Origin of the sequence: Candidatus Thiodictyon syntrophicum, from assembly GCF_002813775.1 — a bacterium.
Classification (GTDB): domain Bacteria; phylum Pseudomonadota; class Gammaproteobacteria; order Chromatiales; family Chromatiaceae; genus Thiodictyon; species Thiodictyon syntrophicum.
In genome coordinates this window covers 2,630,932-2,651,998 of the sequence record NZ_CP020370.1, presented here as the reverse complement: position 1 = coordinate 2,651,998, position 21,067 = coordinate 2,630,932, and the positions used below count along the sequence as shown (strand labels likewise).

Genomic DNA, 21,067 nt, shown 5'->3' with positions numbered 1-21,067 from the left:
GAGGACGCAACCGGCTGTCAGCCATGGCGAAAGGAAATCTGTTCACAATCCCTGTGGATAACTCTGTGGACAGCCACTGAGGCAGGGTCGCAACGCGGCGCCGTTGTTACGGTGCTGTTTAATCGGCTACGGAATAGCCGCTTTTTAAGACTCTTGTTTTATCTTATTTTTTTGATATCCATCGACGACTGACAGAGGACGGCGCGACCGCCGCTCCCAATGCCCGAGAACGCAAGCAGACTGTGGACTCTTTAAGGCCGGGCGAGCGCCACCGAGCGGCAGGGACCGGGATCAAGGCCGCGCCGGCAGCCTGGGCGCGCCATGCCCCAGAACAGGTACGAGACGGCCACCGGCGTACACAAGAAACCCAAGGCCCCGGAAAGGCAGGTGCCCGGCACCCTTGCGCCCCCGCGCTCAATGTGTATCATGCCGTCAACTTGCGAGCCCGAGCGCTATGTTGCCACTGAACCAACAGGTACTGCGAACGGATTTGGCGGGTATGCCGCTCGAGTGGGTGGACTACCGCACCGCCGCCCGCCTGTATTTCCTCGATCAGGTCGCCTACGACTGTGGCGATACGCTGTTTCATCTGCGCGGCGGCATCAATGTTGCCACCCGGCGCCGCAGCCGGCTACGCATCCATTCCATAATCGCCACGCTGGGACTGCACCAGGCCCTGAACCGGCTTCAGGACCACTATGTGCCGCCGTTGTGCAATCGCACCCTGTTCCAGCGCGACAACCACATCTGCCTGTACTGCGGCGGCCGCTTCCCCAGTCGGCAACTCTCCCGCGACCATGTGCGCCCATCCAGCCTGGGCGGGCGCGACCACTGGACCAACCTGGTCACCGCCTGCGTGCGTTGCAACAATTTCAAGGCTGGCCGCACCCCGGAGGCGGCCGGCATGGAACTGCTGGCGGTGCCCTTCACGCCGACCCATGCCGAGTACGTCTATCTGATGGGCCGCGGCGTCCTCGCCGACCAGATGGAGTTTCTGCGCGCCCACTTCCCGCGCAGCAGTCCGCTGCGCGAGCGCACTGCCGCCCGACCCGGGGCCTGAAGGCCGCTCGCCCCCGCCCGCCTGACACCGCTCCCACGCCCGCCGTTCCTCGTCCGGGGTGGCTGATGTTCGCTCCCTATTCTGTTGGCCGGACCAAGGCCGCGCCGCCGCCAAGTCGACCGGCGTGAAGCCTCGACCACCGCTCGCCGAACGCACGCAACCAGGATCACGACCGCGCCCCGTGGTCCAACCCCGTGAAAAGTGTGCGTCATCGATCCCGCGAAAGGGCGTCCGCGCCGGTGTTATCTCGCTGAATTACCGTCTTTAATCCGCAGCGGCCCGCGGCTGATTGCCATTGCGGGAACGACGCGGTGAAGTGAATTTCAACGCCGCGCCGATTTTGAGTTGAATCCTAATGCGGATCTAAGCTAATCTTCAGATGAGAAGGAGCAGCCCGGCAATGGTGCAATGCAGCAAAGGAGCGGAATGATGCAATGCAGCAAAACCGTACCGGATGGTGCAATGCAACAAAGCGGCGGTCACGGCGCAATTATGGTGCAATGCAACAATCTGTCTGATCAGGCACGCAAAGCTCAGTTGCGCGAAGGGTTTAGTGTCGCGCGAAGGCCTCGGGGCACGGTTTCCGGGGCCTAGCGGCCACGGGGCTTCACTGAAGGTCCTGTCCTTTCGGTGGTAACCGCCAATCAATAACGACGAGGATGACTCATGCATACCCTAGACGGCTACCGCAGCACCCATTCAGACCTGCGGCAAATGCTCGACGACCTGCGCTCGCTCCTCACCACGGAGCAGCTGCGGATACGCCCCAATGCCAAGACGGCGTATGAGTTGTTGTGCGATCTCGGTGAGCGGGTGCGGCGCCACCTGGCCGAAGAGGATCGCAGTCTGTACCCGAGCCTGCTGATCCATGAGGACCCCAAGGTCAAGTCCATCGCCTGGGGCTTCATCAGCGGTGAGAAGCCGTTGCGGCAAACCTTCGACGACTATCACACCCATTGGCTGAAGAACTGCGACTTCAATTTCAGCGATGACTTCCTGTCCGAAACCCGCGCGGTCTTCGATCTGGTCGCTCAGCGCATCGATCGCGAGGAGCAGGTACTGCTCCCCAAACTGCTGGAGATCGGCATGTTTCAGGATGCGCGTGCCCCATTGGGAGCCCGCCACGGCGCGGACCGCTGGTAACCGCCGCGACGCCAACCCTCGTCCGACCTAACCGTTTCTCTCCCCTCGCGACCGCCGCCGGCTCCGTCAGCGCAATCGGCTGGTCTTCTTGATCACCCCCTAGAGAATGATATCCGTCGCGGCCGGGGACCGCTCCTACGCCGTAGGAGCGGTCCCCGGCCGCGACGAGTTGCCGCAAGGGCGCGTGGCCGCAGCTGTGATCAAGGCCCGCCGCGCCCTTACTTGCCGCCGCCGGCAGCCGGTGCGGCCGCCGTCGCGGCGGTCGCCGGGGCGGCGTAGGGGTAACCGTAGCCGCCGGCGCTGTAGCCAGGATAGGTCCAGGCATAACCGGGATAGCCGTAACCGTATCCGGGATAGCCGTAACCGTATCCGGGATAGCCGTAACCGTATCCGGGATAGCCGTACCCAGGATAGCCCCAACCGCCCCATCCGGGATAGTTGTTCCAGGCGGGGTAGCCGCCCCAAGGACCGCCGCTCCACGGACCACCGCCCCAAGGCGTCCAGCCCCAGAAGGCCTGGGCCGGCAGACTGACCGCGCCGGTGAGGGCGGCACCGGCGATCGCGAGCACGACTTTGTTCATGTGTTGCACCTCGTCAGTGAAGACAGTGACAGGGATTCAGGGGTGGGAGCGCTGACGAGCTCCCGGCATAAGGATAGTAAAAAGCGCGGGCGCGGTCAGCACCCGGTTGGAGCGGCAGCGCGCCAGGCGTGGCGGCCAGCCCCCGATCAGGTACGACCGTCGTCTGCCGCCCCGGCCGCTTCCCCATTCAGGACCCGCGTCAGGGTTTCGATGAGAACCTGACGCTTGACCGGCTTGGTGATAACGTCGTCCATGCCGGACTCCAGGCAGAGTTGGCGGTCGGAGGCCAGTGCGTGGGCGGTCATGGCGACGATCGGCAGATGGCCGAGTGGGGACTCGTAGCGCAGGTGCCCCGCGGCCTCCGCGGCGCGGATCCGCCGGGTGGCCTCCAGTCCGTCCATCTCCGGCATCTGGATGTCCATCAGCACCAGGTGGTAGTGCCGCTGCTCCACCGCCCCCAGGGCCAGGACGCCATTGTCCACCGCCTCCACCTGGTAACCCAGCTTGTCGAGCATGGCGGTGGCGACCTTTTGGCTGATCTTGTTGTCCTCCACCAGGAGGATGCAGCGGCGTGGCGCGCTCGCGTCCGGCGCGGCTGCCGGCGGCAGTTCCACCGCGGCCGCCACCGGACGTGGTGCCGCATCAACCACTGGGGCCGCCGGCGTCGGCATCAAGGCTGGCCGCGGCCGCTCATCCAGGGCCTCCAGCAGGGCCGCCCGATGCACCGGCAGCGTCAGGACGCGTACCGGACTCGACTCGGCCAGCGTGAGGTCCCGGCGCCGCCCCTGGGGCACCAAGGCCAGTACCCGCAAGGGCACCCGCCAGGGCTGGTGGGGTACCAGGTCAAACAGGCGGTCGCCCTCCCCGCCGGGCTGGCGCAGGACGATCAGGGCCAGGTCGTAGGGATCGTCGCGATCCTCGGCCAGCAGGAGTTCATCCATCGCGCCCTCGGTATCGGCGGTGGCGAGGACGCTGACCCCCAAATGGGCCAGGGTCTCGGTGAGCGCGGCCCGGCCGATCGCGAGCGTATCCATGAGCAGCGCCCGGGGTACTCGCGACCACGGTGGCAGGGGTACCTCTCCCGCCGCGACGGGCACGGCCGGCAACTCGAACCAGAAACAGGAGCCCTCCCCCTCGCGGCTGTCGACCCCGATCTCGCCGCCCATCAACTCCACCAGGCGGCGCGAGATGGCGAGCCCGAGGCCGGTGCCGCCATAGCGGCGGGTAAAGGAGGTGTCCACCTGATAGAAGGAACGGAACAGGAGCCCCAACCGGTCCGCGGCGATACCGATGCCGGAGTCGCGCACGGCAAAATGCAGGCGCGCGCCCCCATGCGGCCCCGTCTGGACCGCGACCCGCACCTCGACCTCGCCCTGTTCGGTGAACTTGATGGCGTTGCCGATCAGGTTGATCAGGACCTGCCGTAAGCGGCCCGGGTCGGCGTGCAGCCAGTCCGGCACCCCGCGTTCACAGATGCACGCGAAGCCCAGGCCGCGCCCATCGGCCTTGTAGGCGAACATATCCGCCAGTTCCTCGATCAGGGTGCGCAGGCTGAAGTCGGTCTCGTCCAGGGTGAGCTTACCGGCCTCGACCTTGGAGTAGTCCAGGATATCGTCGATGACGCTCAGCAGCGCGTCGGCCGAGTGCAGCACCACGGTGACATACTCGCGCTGCTCCTGATCGAGCCGGGTCTCCGCCAGCAGGTTGGCCATCCCCACCACCCCGATCATGGGGTTCCTGATCTCGTGGCTCATGTTGGCGAGGAACTCGCTCTTGGCCCGGTTGGCCGCCTCCGCCGCCTCCTTGGCGTCGCGCAGTTCGCTCTCCACCCGCCGCCGCTCGCCGATCTCCTGTTCGAGCTCCAGGTTTTTTTCCTGCACCGCCTTCTCGCGCAGCGCGCTCTCACGCAAATGGGCCTGCAAGGCGACCGCGCGCAGATTCAGCCGCAGGATCAGGAAGACCCCGAGCAGGACCACCACCGCCAGGCTCGCCATCCCCAGGAACAGGTGCCAGGGTTCGAGCCGGCCGCGCAGTTGCGCCGTGGACATCACGTCGATCACAACGAATTCGGTCCCTGACAACAGGCGGGCAAGCGCGACCATGTGCTCGCCGTCCCCGGCGGGACCGTCGCGGAACTCGAAAAGTTGGCCGTCCTTCACCCCCGCGGGCGGCGTTAAGCTTGCCAGGCCGGGGGCCAGTTGACCGCCGATCCCGTGCAGATGCCCCCCCGCGATGGTCGCCACGTAGGTGTCGTCGGCGCCGCGGTCCACATTGAGCACCTCGCGCGTCACCAGCCCCGCGTCCAGCAGGGCCAGGAGTTGACCCGCGTAGACCCCCTTGAATTCGTGGGCGAGCGACACCGCCAGGGTGCGGCCCCCGTCCAGGACCAGGATCTCGCCACCCCGATGGGCGGGATTCAGGAACTCCTTCCAGGGGCGATCGAGCAGGGTGGCCTCACCCTGGCTCGGTTCGTCGACCAGCACCTCCCCGGTCTCGTCGAGCAGGACCAGACGCTGATAGATGGGCTTGGTGCCGATGCGCTTGCGGTCGATGAGCTGGGCGAAACGGGCGCCGATCGGCACCAGGCTTTGTTTGAGCCCGTAGCGCATGCTCATCCCCAGGGCACGATTCTCGAAGAACCCCGCCACCTCCCGCGACAGGGCCAGATTGGCCAGATCGTCGCGCCGCTCGCTGAAGAAATACTGGAGCGCCGCGACCCGCCGCCCGCTCTCCAGGCGCCGCTGCTGCTCCATGGTCTGACGCAGGCTGGTGGCCGACCAGTAGTTGGCCACCAGCAGGAAGCCCACATACAGCGTCAGGACGACGCTGATCAGGATGGTCGGGAGGCCATACCTGGGCGCAATGGCGCGGAGCGCTCCCCGGGGTTTGGGCTCGTGCATACTCGATCGGTTCTCCAGAGGGGTACCCGTGATACGCGGGCGGCGTGGGACGGCCACACCGCGGGGATGCGGTTCGGCGCCACGCCACACAGGCTAACGCATAACCTTGGAAAAGGCAGCCGGTCTGTCGTCTGACGCCGCCGCGGCGCAAATCGGTTCGCGCCGGAGGGGAGCGGGAGAGCAGGCGCCCGCGCTGGACGTCGAGGCGTTAACAGGAAAGTCCCGCAGCGAAGCGGTGAGAGGGGCTTAGCCGCAACGAGGCCACGGCAGCCGCCACGGTCGCGTCGCGGCTAACCGCTATCAGGGATTGTCCGTCGCCCCCGCAGCACGAAAGCCCCCGGCGGGAGCGGCTTTCACGGTAAAGCCTTGACCTGCGGTATCCTTGCCGCCGCAGCGATGATCACGGCCGCCCTCGCCCCGCCGCCCGGCAGGGGCGCACCGGCGGGACCGCCGACACCGCTCAGCGCGCTTCGGGCAGGTAGTCCGGGAAGTAGTCGATGACGAACGGGTAATAGGCCAGGGCGATGCGTCTGAACTCGCCGCTCGCCTTCAACTCCTTGAGAAACAGGTTGAAGGCATCGCGCAGGTCCTTGTCCGCGGGGCGGAAGGCCGGGGCCATGTCCTGGCGCTCGCTTACCGGCCCGATGACCTTGATCTCCCCCGGCCATTTTTGCAGGGCGACGAGTGCATCCGGCACGTCGAGCAGGGTCAACTCCGATTCCCCGTTGATGAGCGCCGGGGCCATCTCGTTCAAGGTACCCTTGAACATGGCGACCTTGGCGCCGGTCGCCTTGATGTCATAGAGCTCCGGATCGAGGCAGGTATCCGCCTTGCCGAGCAGGGTGCGCCGCGGCATCAGCGCCTTAGTGGCCGCGATGTCCTTGTCCAGGACCGCGCTGGGCGTGATGGGCGACACCGGCAGGTCGGCACGCGAGACCAGCCACACCTGGGTGGGGAAGGTCGGATCGGCGAAGCTGACCACCTTGGTCCGCCAGGGGATCACCGTCATGCCGTTGGCGATCACATCACCGCGGATCGGCGCCGCCCCCAGCACCTCGAAGTCGTCACCCTTGCTTTTGACGTTGCGGCCGATCAGGTCACTGATGATGTCGCCCCAGTCGCTCTGCACGAACTCGTAGCGGACCCCCAGGTGAGCGGCAAAGGCGCGCATGAGTTCCACGTCCATGCCGTCACCGGCGCCGGTGACGAAATTCGCATAGGGGATACCCAGGTGGCGCAGGACCCCGCGTTCCTTGACCTCCGCCAGCCCGCCCGCCGCGGCCGCGGCGGTCACCAGGAAACTCAGAATGAGGCACCCCACGAGCGGCACTACGAGACCCCAACCGCGGCGGAACCGGAGAAGGACGGCGCGCAGAGGCGCAGATGATGGACGCAGCATGATGTTTCTCCCGTTTTGGGTCTGTTCCGATATCATTCTAGTGTTTAATGCAAGATCCATCCCGAACGCCGTGACGGCACCTTACAAGCGGTTGATGTGGCGGATGGCGTGCGGTTCGCGAATTGCGACGCAATCCGGCTCGCGATTCGGCACGGGCGCCGCGCGCCGGGGATGGCCGACGGCGCGCGTCGCGCCGGCTTCCGGGCGGACACGGGGGCGCCCCGGCGCCGCCAAGCCGGCGGCGTCAGGCAGCGTCGCCGCCCGACCCTGAGAGAGCAGTCATCTGTGGATTTTAGGCGCAAGTGTGCGGTTTCACCGGGGGCCGGCTCAGACCCGGTCCCGATAGACGCCGAGCGCCGCCATCCGGTGGCGCTCGTCCTCAGCATAGCGGCCGGCGATCGCCCGGAAGCGGCCCTGATCGGCCAGGAAGGCATCGACCACGTCAGGATCGAAATGGGTCCCCCGGTGAACGCGGATCTCTTCGATCGCCGCATCGACGGCCATGGCCGGCTTATAGACGCGGCGAAACACCAGGGCGTCGAAGACGTCCGCCAGCGCCATGAGACGCGCCGCGACGGGGATGTCATCGCCCTGGAGACCGTCCGGATAGCCGCTGCCGTCCCAGCACTCGTGGTGCGAACGGGCGATCTCCTGGGCAATCAGCAGAAACTCCAGCGGCCCGGGGTCGGCGGCGGCGCCGGGCCCCGCCAAGGCCGCCGCCAAGGCCGCATGACCGAGGCGGCAATGCTCGCGCAGCGCCGCATACTCCGTCTCCGACATGGCCCCGCGCATGGCATCGTCGATGGCGTCGCTGCCGATCCGGCTGTGAGTCTGCATCACCGCATACTCTGCCCCGGTGAGCCGGCCGTGCTTGAGCAGGATATGATCCGGAATGCCGACCTTGCCGATGTCGTGCAACGGCGCGGCCTGGACGATCATCCGCACCCCGCGGGGACTCAAGGCCGTGCGAAAGCGCGGGTGGTCCTTGAGCCGCTGGGCCAGGCATTGTACATAGGCCTGGGTGCGGCGCAGATGGTTGCCGGTCTCGGGGTCGCGCGTCTCGGCCAGACTCGCCAAGGCGCGGATGCTCACGTCCTGCGCAATCTGACCCTCCCGCACGCGCCGCGCCACCTCCGCCTCCAAGGCGTCGTTGCGCAGTGCCAAGGCATCGCGGGCGTGCTTGAGCAGCAGGTGGGTACGCACCCGCGCCCGCACGATCGCGGCGCGCACCGGCTTGGTGATGTAATCCACCGCCCCGAGGGCAAGACCGCGCTCTTCGTCTTGCACCGCATCCAGCGCGGTGACGAAAATCACCGGCACCTCAGCGGTGACGGGGTCGCCGCGCAGGCGCTCCAGCACGGCAAAGCCGTCGAGTCCCGGCATCATCACATCAAGCAGAATGAGGTCCGGGCAGGGCTTGGTGTGCGCGACGACCAGCGCGCGCACGCCGCCGTTGGCGACCCGCACGCGAAACTCCGGCTGCAGTATTTCCCCGAGAACCAGAAGGTTCTCGGGTGTATCGTCGACCACCAGCACGGTGGAGCGAACGTCGGGGGTGAGGGACATAGCGCCGCGACTGGTCGGTGGATGATATCCTGGTGCCCTGAGCTTAGCACCCCAGCCCACCCTTGGGGTGCGATCAGAACTGCTGTGGTGACCGAGATCCCGGGTACGCTATCGTTGTCGTTGTCGTTGTCGTTGTCGAATAATCCGACCACGATTACGACAACGACAACGACAACGAATACATCAGTTCTGACCGCACCCCCCGTGATCGACCCGGTACGCCGAGGCCGGCACGCGGCGTCGGCCTCCGCCGCCCGCGGCGGTCAGGGCCGATGCTCAGCGGCGCCGGCGATCCGATGGTGATGGAAGGGATCAAGGAACAGGAGCAGGGCGTGGAACGCGTCCGGGACCCGTAATACCCACCCGCGGAAGGGATCATCCAGACTGCCCGTCTTGAGCTGCGCCGGGCGATCCAGCCCGACATCGACCACGATGAGTCCGGACTCCCCGACCAGCCCGTCGGAGGCGATCAGACGGGCGTCCGCGGCCAGGTGCCGGAGGCGTGCGGCAACCTCACGGTCGATGCGCGCGCACCCGCACAGGTCCGCCACCAGGCCGATCAGCAACAGCCGCTTGTAGGCCAGTTCAGGATCGAATTCGTCCTCATCCAGGGTCGGGGACTCCCCATGCGGCCGCACACTGCCGCGCATCACCAGATAGACGAAGAGCTCGTGCAAGGCCAGCCAGGCGCCCGCGGGCCAGGCGCTCCCGGCCTTGACGGCATAGAGCAGTTCGCGGCTGAAAAAGCGGAAGGCGACGCGGATCGCCCAGGCCCGGCCGCGCGCGTGATCATCGGAGAAAAACCCTTGCCCGTGGTCCAATTCGTGCAGCAGATGCACGCAGTTGTGGGCCATCGCGGCATAGAGCCGCTGTTCCAGACTCAGCGCCGCGCGGCGCCCCCCCCGCAGTGTGGTGCGTTGAGCGCTGGCTCCGGCCGGCGCACCCATCGGTCCCGGGGCCAGGACCGCGGCGACCTGCACGACCGCCCGCTCGAGCTTGCGCAAGGCGTGGCAGCGCGCCTGCACCTCCAGTTGCGCCGCCGGCAGTTGCCCGAGGATCAGGATGAGTTCAGGCAGCACCCGGTGGCTATCGAGGGTGCGCAAGGCGTGCAGGCGCGCCAGGATGGGGGCACTGTCCGCGCCGGCCTCGCGGGGGTTGACAGGTGACCGGCCGTGGCTTGCCGCCTGATGCGCGGCGGCGATTTGGTACTGTGCGTGGTGTTGATTCTTATACATGCTTACGACTCCAATAACGGTGGGAGAGGCCTGATCCCTGTCTCGTGGCACCCGCCCGACGGCGCAGTACCCCCTCCTACCTGTTAAAGCTATCGGTAAACCCCAAGATAGCTAGAGAGAGGTGACAGATGCGGGGAAAACGGCGACGAAGGCGCCGTGCAGCGCGGGTTAGGCTCGCCCGGCGCGCCGACCGCGCCGGGTCACCGCGCTGCCCGGCGGCCGCGGCAACCCAGGTTCGTGGTCGTGGGGCCAACCCGGGACCGGGACTTCCCCGGGGGGTTGCGCGCCGCGCGGCGGACCCCGACAATCCGCCTTTGACATCGAGGCCCAGGGTTGGCAAGGTCAGCGGGCGCCGACGCCGCCGTCCAGTCACCCCTTGACCGTGGGTCCGGACCCATCCACTCACCTTGCAGGACCTCACCCGCACTATGAAACTTGAGACCATCTTCATCGCCGCGGCCACGCTGTTGGTCGCCGGCCTCCTGCTGCTGCCCCAACCGGCCGACGCCAAGCGCATGGGTAGCGGGGGCAACGTCGGCAAGCAGTACAGCGTGCCGAGTCAGGCGCCGGTGCAGCGCCCCACCCAGGCGCAGGGTCCGACGGCCGCCGCCGGGCAGCGGGCGCCCCAGGCGGGCGGGGCCAGCCGCTGGCTCGGCCCCCTGGCGGGGCTTGCCGCCGGCGGGCTGCTGGCGTCCATGTTTATGGGCGGCGGATTCCAGGGCTTCCAAATCATGGACTTTCTGGTAATCGCCGCGCTGGTATTTGGTGTCTTCATGCTCTGGCGCTGGTTTCGCCGCAACCAGGCCAGACCCTTGGCCGCGGGCGCCTATGGCAGGACCGCAACCGCCAACGCGGGGCCTGGCTTCAACCCGCCGCCCGCGGGCCAGGACCCGCTCGGCGCGCAGAACGGCGGCGGTCTGGGTGAAGCGCGTGACTCGACCGGCGGCGGCAATGAACTCCCCGTCTGGTTCGACGGTGCGGCCTTCGAGGCCGGGGCCAAGGACCACTATATCCGCCTGCAGGCGGCCTGGGACAAGGCGGACTTCAGCGAGATCCGCGACTACACCACCCCCGAACTGTGTGCCGAGCTGCAGCGCGAGCGCGCAGCCCTGGCCGGCCCCCAGTACACCGAAGTGGTACGCCTCCAGGCGCAGCTGGCATCGCTGCAGCGCGACGGGGACTTGGCCGTGGCGAGCATCCTGTTCTCCGGGCTGATCCGTGAGGACCAACAGGGCCCCGCCCAGGAAGTCCGCGAGTTCTGGCACGTCCAGCACCAGTGGGCGAGCGCGGCCGGCGACTGGTACATCGCCGGTATTCAACAGGCGTAACGAGGTCGACCCATGCCCCCGAGTGATCCCCCGCGTCACGGCAAGACCGGCCGACCGATCGACACGGCGCGGCTCGACCGCGTCGTCAGTCAGGCGCGGGCGGCCAGCGACGAGCGCGCCGCCGGTTACCGCGAACAGGCCCTCAAAATCTACCCCTGGGTGTGCGGGCGTTGCGCCCGGGTCTTCGACCGAAGCAACCTGCGCGAACTGACCGTCCACCATAAGGACATGAACCACGATCGCAACCCGCCCGACGGGAGCAACTGGGAACTCCTCTGCCTCTATTGCCACGACAACGAGCACCAGCGCTACGAGGAACACCTGGCCGCCCGCGCTGCCGGACCCACCCGGCCGGCCCCGGGCGGGGGCAAGCAGACCACCCACAACCCCTTCGCGGGGTTAGGCGATCTGCTGAAGAAGGAATAAGCCCAAGGGGCGTCGCCGCAAGGAACCGGCGACCGGCGATGGCTGGATGTGGTGACCGAGATCCCGGGTACGTTGTCGTTGTCGTTGTCGTAATCGAATAATCCGACCACGATTACGACAACGACAACGACAACAACAACGTTTGCGCCCGGCATCCTTACTCCCCTTTCGCCGCGCACCCCCACCCGCAGGTCCATGCATGTCCCGCTATACCTTCTTCGCCACCGCCCCCAAGCACCTGGGCAGTCTGCTCGCCGAGGAGTTGGACCGGCTGGGCCTGACCGGGGCGGTGGAGGCCCGTGGCGGTGCCCGTTTCACCGGCACCCTGGAGGACGGCTACCGCGCCTGTCTGTGGTCACGGGTGGCCAACCGCGTCCTGCTGCAACTCGCGGCCTTTCCGGCACCCGGCATCGAGGCCCTCTACGCCGGTGCCCGCGCCATCCCCTGGGAGGAGCACCTGGCGCTGGAGCGGACCTTCGCGGTGCGCTTCGACGGCAGTCTGGCCGGGGTCAACAACAGCCAGTTCCCGGCGCTGCGGGTCAAGGACGCCATTGCCGACCGCTTCATCGAGCACTGCGGACGCCGACCCAACGTCGACCCCGACCACCCGGACCTGCTGATCCATTGCTATGCCTACCAGGATAGCGCCGTCATCGCGCTCGACCTCTCAGGGGGCTCCCTGCACCGCCGCGGCTACCGGGAGGAGGGCTCCGCCGCGCCGCTGAAGGAGAACCTGGCGGCCGGCATCCTGTTGCGCGCCGGCTGGCCGGCCAGCGCGGCCGAGGGCGGGGCCCTGCTCGACCCCATGTGCGGCTCCGGCACCCTGGTCATCGAGGCGGCTCTGATCGCCGCGGACATCGCCCCGGGCCTGCTGCACCAGGACTTCGGCTTCCTGGGCTGGGCCGGGCATCAGCCCGCGATCTGGGAGCGCCTCATCGACGAGGCCGAGATCCGACGCACCGCCGGACTGAACCGGCTCCCACCGCTGCGCGGTTATGACGCCAGCCCCACGGCCATCCGCGTGGCGATCGCCTGCCTGGAGCGGGCCGGACTCGCGGGACGGGTCCATTTCGAGCGACGGGAGTTGGCCGACTGCTGGCCCGGGCGGGAGGAGGACCGGGGCCTGGTCGTCGTCAACCCCCCCTATGGCGAGCGGCTCGGCACCGACCTCGACCTGCCCGCCCTCTATGCCCGGCTGGGCAGCCTGCTCAAGGAGCGTTTCGTCGGCTGGCGCGCCGCACTCTTGACCGGCAACCCCGATCTCGGCAAGCAGATGGGCCTGCGGGCGATCCGCCTGCACACCCTCTACAACGGCCCCATCGAATGCCGGTTGCTGCACTTCGAGGTCGACCCGCGTTACTTCGTCTCCAGCCGGCCCCGCCCCCTGGCCCCGGAGCAACGCAGCGAGGGCGCAACCAGTCTCGCCAACCGTCTCACGAAGAACCTCAAGGCCCTGCGTAAGTGGCTCAAGACGCAGGACATCAGTTGCTACCGACTCTACGACGCCGATCTGCCCGAGTACGCGGTGGCGCTGGACATCTACGAGGGAGAGAGCCGCTGCGTCGTGGTGCAGGAGTATGCCGCCCCCGCCACCATCGATCCCAGGGACGCGCGCCGTCGCCTGCGCGAGGCCATGAGTGTCATCCCCGAGGTGCTGGAGGTACCCGAGACCCAGGTGTATCTCAAGGTGCGAGAGCGCCAGCGCGGCGAGCGTCAATACGAACGCCTGGCCGCGACCGGGCGCTTCCACCAGGTCGCCGAGGGCGGTCACCGTTTCCTGGTCAACTTCGAGGACTACCTGGACACCGGACTCTTCCTGGACCACCGCGACACCCGCCGCCTGATCGGACAACTGGCCGCCGACAAGCGCTTCCTGAACCTGTTCGCCTACACCGGCACCGCCACCGTCTATGCCGCCCGCGGCGGGGCTGCCGCCACCACCACGGTGGACCTGTCACGCACCTACCTGGACTGGGCGCGGCGCAACCTGGATCTCAATGGGATCGAAGGACTGGGGCATGAGTTGATCCACGCCGACTGCCTCGACTGGCTGCGCCTGGTCGAGGGCCGGCGCCGTTTCGACCTCATCTTTCTCGACCCGCCCACCTTCTCCACCTCCAAACGCATGGACGAGACGCTCGACATCCAGCGCGACCACGCGGCCCTCATCCGCGCCACGGTGCGCCTGCTGGAGCCGGACGGAACCCTGATCTTCTCCAACAACCTGCGGCGCTTCCGCATGGACGCCGAGGACCTGTCGGAGTTGGAGATCACCGACCTCAGCGCGGACACCCTGCCCCGCGACTTCGCCCGCAACCCGCGTATCCACAACTGCTGGCGTATCCGCCACTAGGAATTCGTTGTCCTTGTCGTTGTCGTTGTCGTAATCGAGGTTATCGCTTTTCCGATTACGATTACGACAACGACAACGACAACGTATGATCAAGGCCCGCGGCACATGCTTGACAAACCCGCGCCAGCCACCAGTTCCAACCCATCGTTTTGGACATGCGGAGACAACAACATGAAGGTTGCAATCATCGGCGGCACCGGGTTCGTGGGCTCATACCTGATCGAGCGTTTGCGCGCGGACGGCCACACCCCCCGCCTCCTGGTGCGGCCCGGCAGCGAGTCCAAGGTCGACCGGCCGGACGGGTGCGAACGGGTGACGGGCACGGTGGCTGACCCCCAGGCCTTGGCCGACTGCCTCCAAGGGACCTCGGCCGTGATCTATCTGATCGGCATACTGCGCGAATTTCCGGCCCGCGGCATCACCTTCGAGGCCTTGCAGTACCAGGGCGTGGTCGACACCCTGGCCGCCGCCCGGCTCCAGGGTGTCCCGCGCTTCATCCTGATGAGTGCAAATGGGATTCGCGCGGACGGCACCGCCTATCAGCGCACCAAGTGGCGGGCCGAAGAGGCGGTCAAGGCCGCGGGGCTGCGCTGGACGATCTTTCGCCCCTCGGTGATCTTCGGCGACCCGCGGGGGCGCATGGAGTTCTGCGACCAGCTCAAACGCGACATCATTTTGAGTCCCCTGCCCGCGCCGCTGTTCTTTCCGGGCCTGCTCCCGCTCCAGGCCGGCCGATTTGAACTCGCCCCGGTCAGTGTCATTGACGTAGCGGCGGCCTTTGCCCAGGCCCTGACCGATCCGCGCACCGAGTCCCAGACCTATTGCCTGTGCGGCCCGGACCGGCTCAGTTGGAAGGCCATCCTCACCACCATCGCCGCAGCCTGCGGACGCTCCAAGTGGATGCTGCCCGCACCCGCCGTCGCGGTGAAGGCGGCGGCGGCGCTGCTGGATCGCTACCCCTGGTTCCCCATCACCCGCGACCAGATCGAGATGCTGCTGGAGGGCAACGTCTGCTCCGGGGACGACGGCCTGGCCCGGCTTGGCATCAGACCCCAGCGGTTCGCGGCGCCGGCACTGGACTATCTGAAGGATTGAGCGGGGCGCGCCGGGGCGAGTCCTGCGCTCTGCACGGTGCGAAAGTTGCCGCACGGCGTCCGTGTTTTGTGTATCTTGGGTGCCCTGTTACCGTCACCGGCGATCGCACCGCAACGAATGCACAGTATCGCCGTCTATCCCATCGCCTTTCTGAGCACCGCCGCCCTGCCCCATCTGCTCTCCCCGGTCGCGCGCAACATCGGACTCATCGACATTCCGCGCGGCCACAAGACCCACCTGGGCGAGGTACCCCTGGTGGGCGGCATCGCCATGTTCTGTGGCTTCCTGTTCGCCAACCTGCGCCTGCCGGGTCGGCCCCGCGCCTTGGTCTTCATGGGCAACTCCGGAAGCCTGTTCCTCGGCTTGGGGCTGGCCTGGTTCGTGGTCGGCCCCTGAGCCAAAGAGAGGCCCTGGTGATCGCCCCCGTAACGGCACTATGGATACTCGCAATCCCGCTCATGGATACGGTCGGCATCATGCTGCGCCGCACCTTGCACCGCCGCTCGCCCCTGCTGCCGGACCGCGAGCACCTGCACCACCTCCTGTGCGCCGTCGGTCTCACCGTCAACGGCGCACTCGCGGTCATGCTGGGTACCGGCACCCTGTGCTCGCCGCGGCCGGGCTCTGCGCCTACCGGTTCGGCGCGCCCGAGCGCTACCAATTCGCCGCCTTCCTCACCCTGTTCAGCGTCTATCTGGTCGCCAGCGAGATCACCTGGCGGCAGCTCAATGGCGAGGCCGTGGCGGCCGATTGACTGGCAGCGCGATGCGCCGAGTTTGGTGATCAGCTTTGAATCTTACGACGAACTCGGCGCGCGGTATGCGGCGACGCTGCGCCGATTGTTTGACGTCTTTTACCGCAATTCGCTCCGACAGCCGCCGTAGAAAACCATGTTCGCACTTTTTGCTTTCAAATAATTTCCCAAGCCGACAATATCAATTCCCATCTCGGAAAGAACCTTTGCGCCTTGCTTGAAAGGATAATCGTTCGGCGCCAGATAAACTTTTCCGTTTTGCTCAAATCCATGACCGGTAACGTATATTGTCGCTGCATCCGCGCTCGCAGATCTCCGGGAAAAATCAGCTAAAGCCCGCTGGAGTTCTTGCTTGGTTGGGTTTGCGGCTGTTTCTACAGCGAATCCCGCTTGCACCAATGCGTCTGTTACGCGGCCAAGGTCCCGCTCGGCTCCGGGAAGGGACGACACTCCGGCTTTTTCATAATCCGAGTATACGAAGATGAATGCCATGCGCTTTTCTTCCGAAGCAGCGGGCTTCAGTTGCCAGGCGGCGGGGGTCCAATCAGTTTCAACAGCAGGAACATCGGGTACTTGAAAGCCGCGACTCTTGTGTTGGGTCAGCGAAACAATGTCCGTTCGCAGCTCGGAATACTTTAACGAAGGTCTTGCAAGAAGCTCAATTAGAGAAGTTGCAAACGGGTTGCCTCTGCCCTCTCCTTGGTCGAGGGTCGGCCTTCCGGACTGTGAGGCATAGAAAATGGACGAACTTACGTTTTCAGAACCCATTTGTGCTTAGACGGATGTCGGTGTTGGACGAGTGCAGGCGGACCGGAACGAGCGAGTGCGGTTCGGCGTCAGTATCAACTCGAGCCTGGCCCGTTTTCCCCGTTGTTATTAAATGAAAAACATTGTCAATGAAAATTGTTTTGTCCGGATTCTAGATAAGGAGACTATCATACGTCCTGCTCGCTGCAGAGTGCATCGTATTCTTTCTTGGTGTCAGAAAATTTTTCAAACACGTAGCCAAGATATTCCTCAAGGTAGTCTTCAGAAGCATTGTTTTTTTCGGCTTCAAGTTGGTGATGTCTGGTAGGGTTCGCATGGTGTAGCGGGCGATGTCCCGCAAGTCCTGAGCGGCCCTGGGCGTGATCCGGAACGGGCGGGTCACGCCCCCTGCTCCGACGAAGCCAAGATGGCCTCGACGGAGTAGTCCTGCACGAACTCACCGCGGTACGCCTGCGTCTCACCTTCGGCGAGATGCGTTCGCAGGGCCTCAAGCGTCCGCTGTCTTGCCTCCATCTGCCGCAGGGCATCCCGCACGACCTCGCTCGGGGAGCCGTACCGCCCGCAGGAGACCTCGCTGTCGATGAACGCCTCCCAGCGATCACCCAGATTCAGCTTCGTGGTTGCCATCGCGCACCTCGACTCATTGTTTGTGGCAAATAGGGTATCGAGGATGCCGTAAGGTCAAGCCCGCGGCGCAATTTGCGTTCATTTGCGTTCATTTGCGGACACCTACTCTCTCTTGGAGTACCCCGCCCGCGGCCCACGCCCTGCCCCCCCGCCCCCAGGTCCCGGCGCCCACACCTCTGAGGCGGCGGTCCTGGCCCGCGGCACGCGCCGCACCGGCTCCATCCCGACCAGGGTCAAGAGGGTCCGGCGTTCCTCATCCGTCAGCGGCCGCCAGACACCGGGGAAGAGCCGCCGGCCCAGTTCGATGTTGCCGTAGCGCACCCGGATCAGGCGGCTGACCTGGCAGCCGACCGCCTCCCAGAGGCGCCGGACCTCGCGGTTGCGGCCCTCCTTGAGGACGACGTGGTACCAACTGTTGGCGCCGTCGCCGCCGCGCGCGCTCACGGCGTCCAGGTGGGCGGGGCCGTCCTCCAATTCGACCCCGGCGGTCAGCCGGTCCAGGGTGCCGTCCGGGACCCGGCCCAGGATGCGCACCGCGTATTCGCGCTCCAGTTCCCGGGAGGGGTGCATGAGCCGGTTGGCCAGTTCCCCGTCGGTGGTGAAGAGCATGAGCCCGGAGGTGTTGATGTCGAGCCGGCCAACGGCGATCCAGCGCCCGTCCTTGGGGCGCGGCAGGTGGCGGAAGACCGTGGGCCGCCCCTCCGGGTCGCGGCGGGTCACCAGTTCGCCCTCCGGCTTGTGGTAGGCGATGATCTGGCTCTCGGCCTCGCGCCGGGGGCGGCGGCGGACCTCCTGGCCGTCGACCCGCACCCGGTCGGTGGGGGTGGCGCGGTCGCCCAGCTTCGCGACCTGGCCGTTGACCCGGACGCGGCCCTCGGTGATCCAGACCTCGATCTCGCGGCGCGAGCCTAGCCCCTGCTCGGCCAGGACCTTTTGTAGCCGCTCGCCGGGGCCGTCGGCGGGTGCAGGCACCGGTTCGGTCCGGCCGCGCCCGCCGCGGTTGCGGTCGAGCGGCGGACGGGCGGTGCCTGAAGGACGCGGGGGTGTGCCGGAACCGTGGTGGTGGCGCACTCAGGACTCCGAGACAACCTTGTCGTAGAAGGCCAGGTAGTCGTCGCGGTTGGGGCCCTCGGTCCACTCGATGGCGGTGCGCGGGTGCTGGTTGAGCTGGCCGGTGATGTTGAAAGGGATCGACGGGCCCCAGACCAAGTCCTTGCGCAACGGTGCCACCTGGTGCTGGATCACCTCGATGATGGGCCGGACATTGAACTTGGGGTTGCGCAGGAACCCGAGCAGCAGTTCGGTGTGGCAGTTGCCGGCGCCGCGGCCGAAGCCGTAGATGGTGGAGTCGACCCGGTTACAGCCCAGGATGATCGCCTCAATGGTGTTGGCGAAGGCGAGCTGGAGGTTGTTGTGGGCATGGATGCCGACCTCCTTGCCGGTCCCGGCCATGGCCGCCGCGTACTTCTTGTAGAGCCGGTCGATCTGCTCGCGGTAGAGGTAGCCGAAGCTGTCGACGATGACCATGGTGCTGGCCGGGGTCGCGGCGATGGCCTCCAGCACCGTGTCAATCTCCTCCTCGGTGATGTTGGAGACGGCCATCAGGTTGGCGGTGGTCTCGTAGCCCAGTTCGTGACAGTGGCGGATCATCTCGACCGCCTCCGACACCTGGTGGGCATAGAAGGCGACCCGGATCATGTCGAGCGGGCTGTCGGCGGCGGGAACTATGTCGTGCTGCCAATCGCTCTTGCCGGCGTCGGCCATGGCGGCGAGCTTCAGCCCCGTGGCGGCCGCGGTGTGGTCGCCCACGACGCGGCGCAGGTCCTCCTCGGCACAGTGGCGCCAGGGGCCGAACTTGTCGGTCGGGAAGACCTTTTTCGAGTTCTTGTAGCCGATCTCCATGTAGTCCAGGCCGGCGTCCACGCACGCGCGATAGACGGCGCCGACGAAGGCGTCGCTGAACTGATGGGCGTTGACCAGTCCCCCGTCACGGATGGTGCAATCGAGGACTTTGAGCTCGGGACGGTAGGTGATCCAGGGGGCCTTCTCAGACACGGGTTTCTCCAGGCAGGGGGTTGGACTTGAGCCAAACCCTGCATTGTCCGGATATCCGGCGGCGGCGGCAAATCCGGCGGCGCGGCGGGGTGCGAGTAAGACTGATGTGGTCTCGGAGACGACGTAGGGTTCATTCGTCACCGCAACGGGTCCGGCAACTCAGGCTTCCCCGCCAGCAATCGCTTCAGCCGCTCGTTCTCGGCCAGGGCTTCTTCCTTGGCCACCCGTTCGTGCTCCTGCGCCGCCCGCGCCTGCTCCTGCACCGCCCGCGCCTGCTCCTCAACTGCGCGGGCCCGCTCCTCGGCGGCTCGTGCGGCCTCCCGCGCCTGCTCGACCTCCGCACGCAGGTCGGCAAATTCGAGCTGGATACTCTGCTGTTCGCGCAGATAGTCCTGCCGCGCCTGGTACGCATAGTAGGCGTGTTCTTGCTCGGAAAAGGCCTTCAGTGTGTTCATGGCTCGCCTCATCTCTTGGGTCTGCATCCACGCCGGCAGGGCATCCGCGTCCAGACGCTCCGCCTCGTTGAAAAACTTCAGCCAGCGCTGCCGCTCCGTTTCGACCGCGTCGGCGGCGAACTTGCTCAGTTCCAGCAGCCAGATACCGCCATGGTCCAGAAGATGCGACCGTACCGGTCGCGCAACCGGAACTCATGGGCATACTCCGGCTCATCCGGCAGCAGGGTCTGACCCAGCAGCCAGATCGCGTAGGTGGGGCGCAGTTTGCGGTAGCTCTCGCCCTCCTTGGACGGCGTTGAGAAAATGGATCAACAGGTCGCGATTGGCCTCGGCCCCCAGCAGGGCCTTGAAGACGCAGTCAACCTTGGGATCGATGGGATGGCGCATAACGGCAGTGTGGACAGGCTTAGCCGGGGCGGCAAGCGAGGCGGCCCGGCTGACAGACACGCCACCCGCTACGCTACGCCGCCCGTCGCGCCAACGGCAAACGCAGGTCCACTTCGTCCCAAGGCACCCACACCCGGCCGTCTGCCCCGCGCTCCACGACCGTCCACTCCATCAGCGCAGCCACATCACCGTTAACCTCCGCCTCATCGCGTCCGAGTCCGCGTGCCAACTCGGCCAGGCTGAGCGGACCCTGCGCGCTCAGATAAGCGACCAAGGCCCAACGCCCGAGCGAGAAGACTTCCAGCAGTTGCGGCAACGACTCGAAGCCGATGCCGAAGTAGGGCTCCGGCGTTGCGCCCGCCTCCAGGGACTCCATGACGCCGCGTGCACGGCCAAGCAGGTCGGCCATCGACTCGGCCACCTTCACATGCAGCACCTTCATCGGTTCGCCTCCACATCGTTCCAGAACTTGGACGACTCCGCGTCCGAATGCCCGTTTGTCGCTAAGGATGGGTGTTGCTGACATAGGGCGCATGACGCCATGTGCCGACCCTGGCGTCAAGCCCGGCTCGCCGCGTCTGCGGCGGTCGGTGCCCTAACCGGGGCGGCGCCGGGCGGCAACCGGGGGTCGCATCGGGGGCCGGAGCAGGGCTTTTGCCGTGAACATCGCGCAGCGACGCTGTGGGAGCGGCTTCAGCCGCGACGAGACCACGGCAACTCGCCAGGTCGCGTCGCGGCTAACGGTCATGGCACCCGCGCCACCCCGGAACATGAAAGTCCGCTCGACCGCTAGCTCGATGGCCAGCGTGCAGGGCGGCGTAGTCAGGGCTTCCAGCCCCGACCGTTCCAGCCCCGACACCGTCAGGCCAGGATGGCCTGACTACGCACTTTCACGGTAAAGCCGCTCCCACGCCCACGCCAGGGCCCGCGCCGCG

At 66.6% G+C, this 21,067-nt stretch carries 18 protein-coding genes and 1 pseudogene; 8 read left to right on the top strand and 11 right to left on the bottom strand.

Annotation, left to right across the window (positions count from 1 at the left end; genetic code table 11):
* Positions 1–454 precede the first annotated feature (454 nt).
* The gene (locus tag THSYN_RS11130) at positions 455–1,060 is read left to right on the top strand and encodes an HNH endonuclease (protein ID WP_100919207.1); all 606 of its coding nucleotides are present in this window, start codon (positions 455–457) and stop codon (positions 1,058–1,060) included.
* 666 nt (positions 1,061–1,726) lie between these two features.
* A complete protein-coding gene (locus tag THSYN_RS11125) occupies positions 1,727–2,203 on the top strand; it encodes a hemerythrin domain-containing protein (protein WP_100919206.1) in 477 nt (158 codons plus the stop codon).
* Between the two features lie 218 nt (positions 2,204–2,421).
* Here the strand turns inward: THSYN_RS11125 and THSYN_RS11120 are convergent, their stop codons facing one another.
* From THSYN_RS11120 to THSYN_RS11100, 5 genes are all read right to left on the bottom strand, one after another.
* Entirely contained in the window at positions 2,422–2,784 is a 363-nt protein-coding gene (locus THSYN_RS11120; protein WP_100919205.1) for a sulfur globule protein CV3, read from the bottom strand.
* Positions 2,785–2,930: 146 nt separating this feature from the next.
* Positions 2,931–5,684, bottom strand: coding sequence for an ATP-binding protein (locus THSYN_RS11115; protein ID WP_100919204.1), 2,754 nt, complete (start codon positions 5,682–5,684; stop codon positions 2,931–2,933).
* Between the two features lie 460 nt (positions 5,685–6,144).
* The gene (locus THSYN_RS11110; protein ID WP_236848863.1) at positions 6,145–6,978 is read right to left on the bottom strand and encodes a transporter substrate-binding domain-containing protein; all 834 of its coding nucleotides are present in this window, start codon (positions 6,976–6,978) and stop codon (positions 6,145–6,147) included.
* Positions 6,979–7,410: 432 nt separating this feature from the next.
* Positions 7,411–8,649, bottom strand: coding sequence for an HD-GYP domain-containing protein (locus tag THSYN_RS11105; RefSeq protein ID WP_100919202.1), 1,239 nt, complete (start codon positions 8,647–8,649; stop codon positions 7,411–7,413).
* A 263-nt stretch (positions 8,650–8,912) separates the two neighbouring features.
* Positions 8,913–9,884 (bottom strand): hypothetical protein, encoded by a 972-nt coding sequence (locus THSYN_RS11100; RefSeq protein WP_100919201.1) that lies wholly within the window; start codon positions 9,882–9,884, stop codon positions 8,913–8,915.
* Between the two features lie 428 nt (positions 9,885–10,312).
* Between THSYN_RS11100 and THSYN_RS11095 the strand changes: the two genes are divergently transcribed.
* The 6 genes from THSYN_RS11095 to THSYN_RS33720 all read left to right on the top strand — a co-directional run bounded on the left by THSYN_RS11095 (position 10,313) and on the right by THSYN_RS33720 (position 15,840).
* Positions 10,313–11,212, top strand: coding sequence for a Tim44 domain-containing protein (locus THSYN_RS11095; RefSeq protein ID WP_100919200.1), 900 nt, complete (start codon positions 10,313–10,315; stop codon positions 11,210–11,212).
* Between the two features lie 12 nt (positions 11,213–11,224).
* Positions 11,225–11,638 (top strand): YajD family HNH nuclease, encoded by a 414-nt coding sequence (locus THSYN_RS11090; RefSeq protein WP_100919199.1) that lies wholly within the window; start codon positions 11,225–11,227, stop codon positions 11,636–11,638.
* 199 nt (positions 11,639–11,837) lie between these two features.
* Positions 11,838–13,991 (top strand): bifunctional 23S rRNA (guanine(2069)-N(7))-methyltransferase RlmK/23S rRNA (guanine(2445)-N(2))-methyltransferase RlmL, encoded by a 2,154-nt coding sequence (gene rlmKL, locus THSYN_RS11085; RefSeq protein WP_100919198.1) that lies wholly within the window; start codon positions 11,838–11,840, stop codon positions 13,989–13,991.
* 171 nt (positions 13,992–14,162) lie between these two features.
* A complete protein-coding gene (locus tag THSYN_RS11080; RefSeq protein WP_100919197.1) occupies positions 14,163–15,086 on the top strand; it encodes an SDR family oxidoreductase in 924 nt (307 codons plus the stop codon).
* A gap of 117 nt (positions 15,087–15,203) precedes the next feature.
* The gene (locus tag THSYN_RS11075) at positions 15,204–15,482 is read left to right on the top strand and encodes an MraY family glycosyltransferase (protein ID WP_100919196.1); all 279 of its coding nucleotides are present in this window, start codon (positions 15,204–15,206) and stop codon (positions 15,480–15,482) included.
* Between the two features lie 208 nt (positions 15,483–15,690).
* Entirely contained in the window at positions 15,691–15,840 is a 150-nt protein-coding gene (locus THSYN_RS33720; RefSeq protein WP_157817601.1) for a hypothetical protein, read from the top strand.
* 99 nt (positions 15,841–15,939) lie between these two features.
* Here the strand turns inward: THSYN_RS33720 and THSYN_RS11070 are convergent, their stop codons facing one another.
* The 6 genes and pseudogenes from THSYN_RS11070 to THSYN_RS11040 form a co-directional block, all read right to left on the bottom strand.
* Complete coding sequence (locus tag THSYN_RS11070; protein WP_100919195.1) at positions 15,940–16,608, bottom strand: caspase family protein; 669 nt, start codon at positions 16,606–16,608, stop codon at positions 15,940–15,942.
* Between the two features lie 378 nt (positions 16,609–16,986).
* Positions 16,987–17,235 carry a type II toxin-antitoxin system ParD family antitoxin gene (locus THSYN_RS11060; RefSeq protein ID WP_100919193.1) on the bottom strand — a complete coding sequence of 83 codons (249 nt, stop codon included), beginning with the start codon at positions 17,233–17,235 and terminating at the stop codon, positions 16,987–16,989.
* A 102-nt stretch (positions 17,236–17,337) separates the two neighbouring features.
* The gene (gene rluB / locus THSYN_RS11055) at positions 17,338–18,207 is read right to left on the bottom strand and encodes a 23S rRNA pseudouridine(2605) synthase RluB (protein WP_236848936.1); all 870 of its coding nucleotides are present in this window, start codon (positions 18,205–18,207) and stop codon (positions 17,338–17,340) included.
* A gap of 99 nt (positions 18,208–18,306) precedes the next feature.
* On the bottom strand, positions 18,307–19,290 hold the full coding sequence (locus THSYN_RS11050; RefSeq protein ID WP_100919191.1) for an aldolase catalytic domain-containing protein: 984 nt from the start codon (positions 19,288–19,290) through the stop codon (positions 18,307–18,309).
* A gap of 137 nt (positions 19,291–19,427) precedes the next feature.
* Positions 19,428–20,132 (bottom strand): annotated as a pseudogene (locus tag THSYN_RS37255) (PD-(D/E)XK nuclease family transposase).
* 73 nt (positions 20,133–20,205) lie between these two features.
* Entirely contained in the window at positions 20,206–20,574 is a 369-nt protein-coding gene (locus THSYN_RS11040; protein WP_236848862.1) for an HVO_A0114 family putative DNA-binding protein, read from the bottom strand.
* Positions 20,575–21,067 lie beyond the last annotated feature (493 nt).

What these genes read in the sequence shown, in the direction of transcription:
- THSYN_RS11130 (WP_100919207.1), top strand. Translation starts at nt 455, where the DNA reads ATGTTGCCACTGAACCAACAGGTACTGCGAACGGATTTGGCGGGTATG.
- THSYN_RS11125 (WP_100919206.1), top strand. Translation starts at nt 1,727, where the DNA reads ATGCATACCCTAGACGGCTACCGCAGCACCCATTCAGACCTGCGGCAA.
- THSYN_RS11120 (WP_100919205.1), bottom strand. Translation starts at nt 2,784, where the DNA reads ATGAACAAAGTCGTGCTCGCGATCGCCGGTGCCGCCCTCACCGGCGCG.
- THSYN_RS11115 (WP_100919204.1), bottom strand. Translation starts at nt 5,684, where the DNA reads ATGCACGAGCCCAAACCCCGGGGAGCGCTCCGCGCCATTGCGCCCAGG.
- THSYN_RS11105 (WP_100919202.1), bottom strand. Translation starts at nt 8,649, where the DNA reads ATGTCCCTCACCCCCGACGTTCGCTCCACCGTGCTGGTGGTCGACGAT.
- THSYN_RS11100 (WP_100919201.1), bottom strand. Translation starts at nt 9,884, where the DNA reads ATGTATAAGAATCAACACCACGCACAGTACCAAATCGCCGCCGCGCAT.
- THSYN_RS11095 (WP_100919200.1), top strand. Translation starts at nt 10,313, where the DNA reads ATGAAACTTGAGACCATCTTCATCGCCGCGGCCACGCTGTTGGTCGCC.
- THSYN_RS11090 (WP_100919199.1), top strand. Translation starts at nt 11,225, where the DNA reads ATGCCCCCGAGTGATCCCCCGCGTCACGGCAAGACCGGCCGACCGATC.
- rlmKL (WP_100919198.1), top strand. Translation starts at nt 11,838, where the DNA reads ATGTCCCGCTATACCTTCTTCGCCACCGCCCCCAAGCACCTGGGCAGT.
- THSYN_RS11080 (WP_100919197.1), top strand. Translation starts at nt 14,163, where the DNA reads ATGAAGGTTGCAATCATCGGCGGCACCGGGTTCGTGGGCTCATACCTG.
- THSYN_RS11075 (WP_100919196.1), top strand. Translation starts at nt 15,204, where the DNA reads ATGCACAGTATCGCCGTCTATCCCATCGCCTTTCTGAGCACCGCCGCC.
- THSYN_RS11070 (WP_100919195.1), bottom strand. Translation starts at nt 16,608, where the DNA reads ATGGGTTCTGAAAACGTAAGTTCGTCCATTTTCTATGCCTCACAGTCC.
- THSYN_RS11060 (WP_100919193.1), bottom strand. Translation starts at nt 17,235, where the DNA reads ATGGCAACCACGAAGCTGAATCTGGGTGATCGCTGGGAGGCGTTCATC.
- THSYN_RS11040 (WP_236848862.1), bottom strand. Translation starts at nt 20,574, where the DNA reads ATGAAGGTGCTGCATGTGAAGGTGGCCGAGTCGATGGCCGACCTGCTT.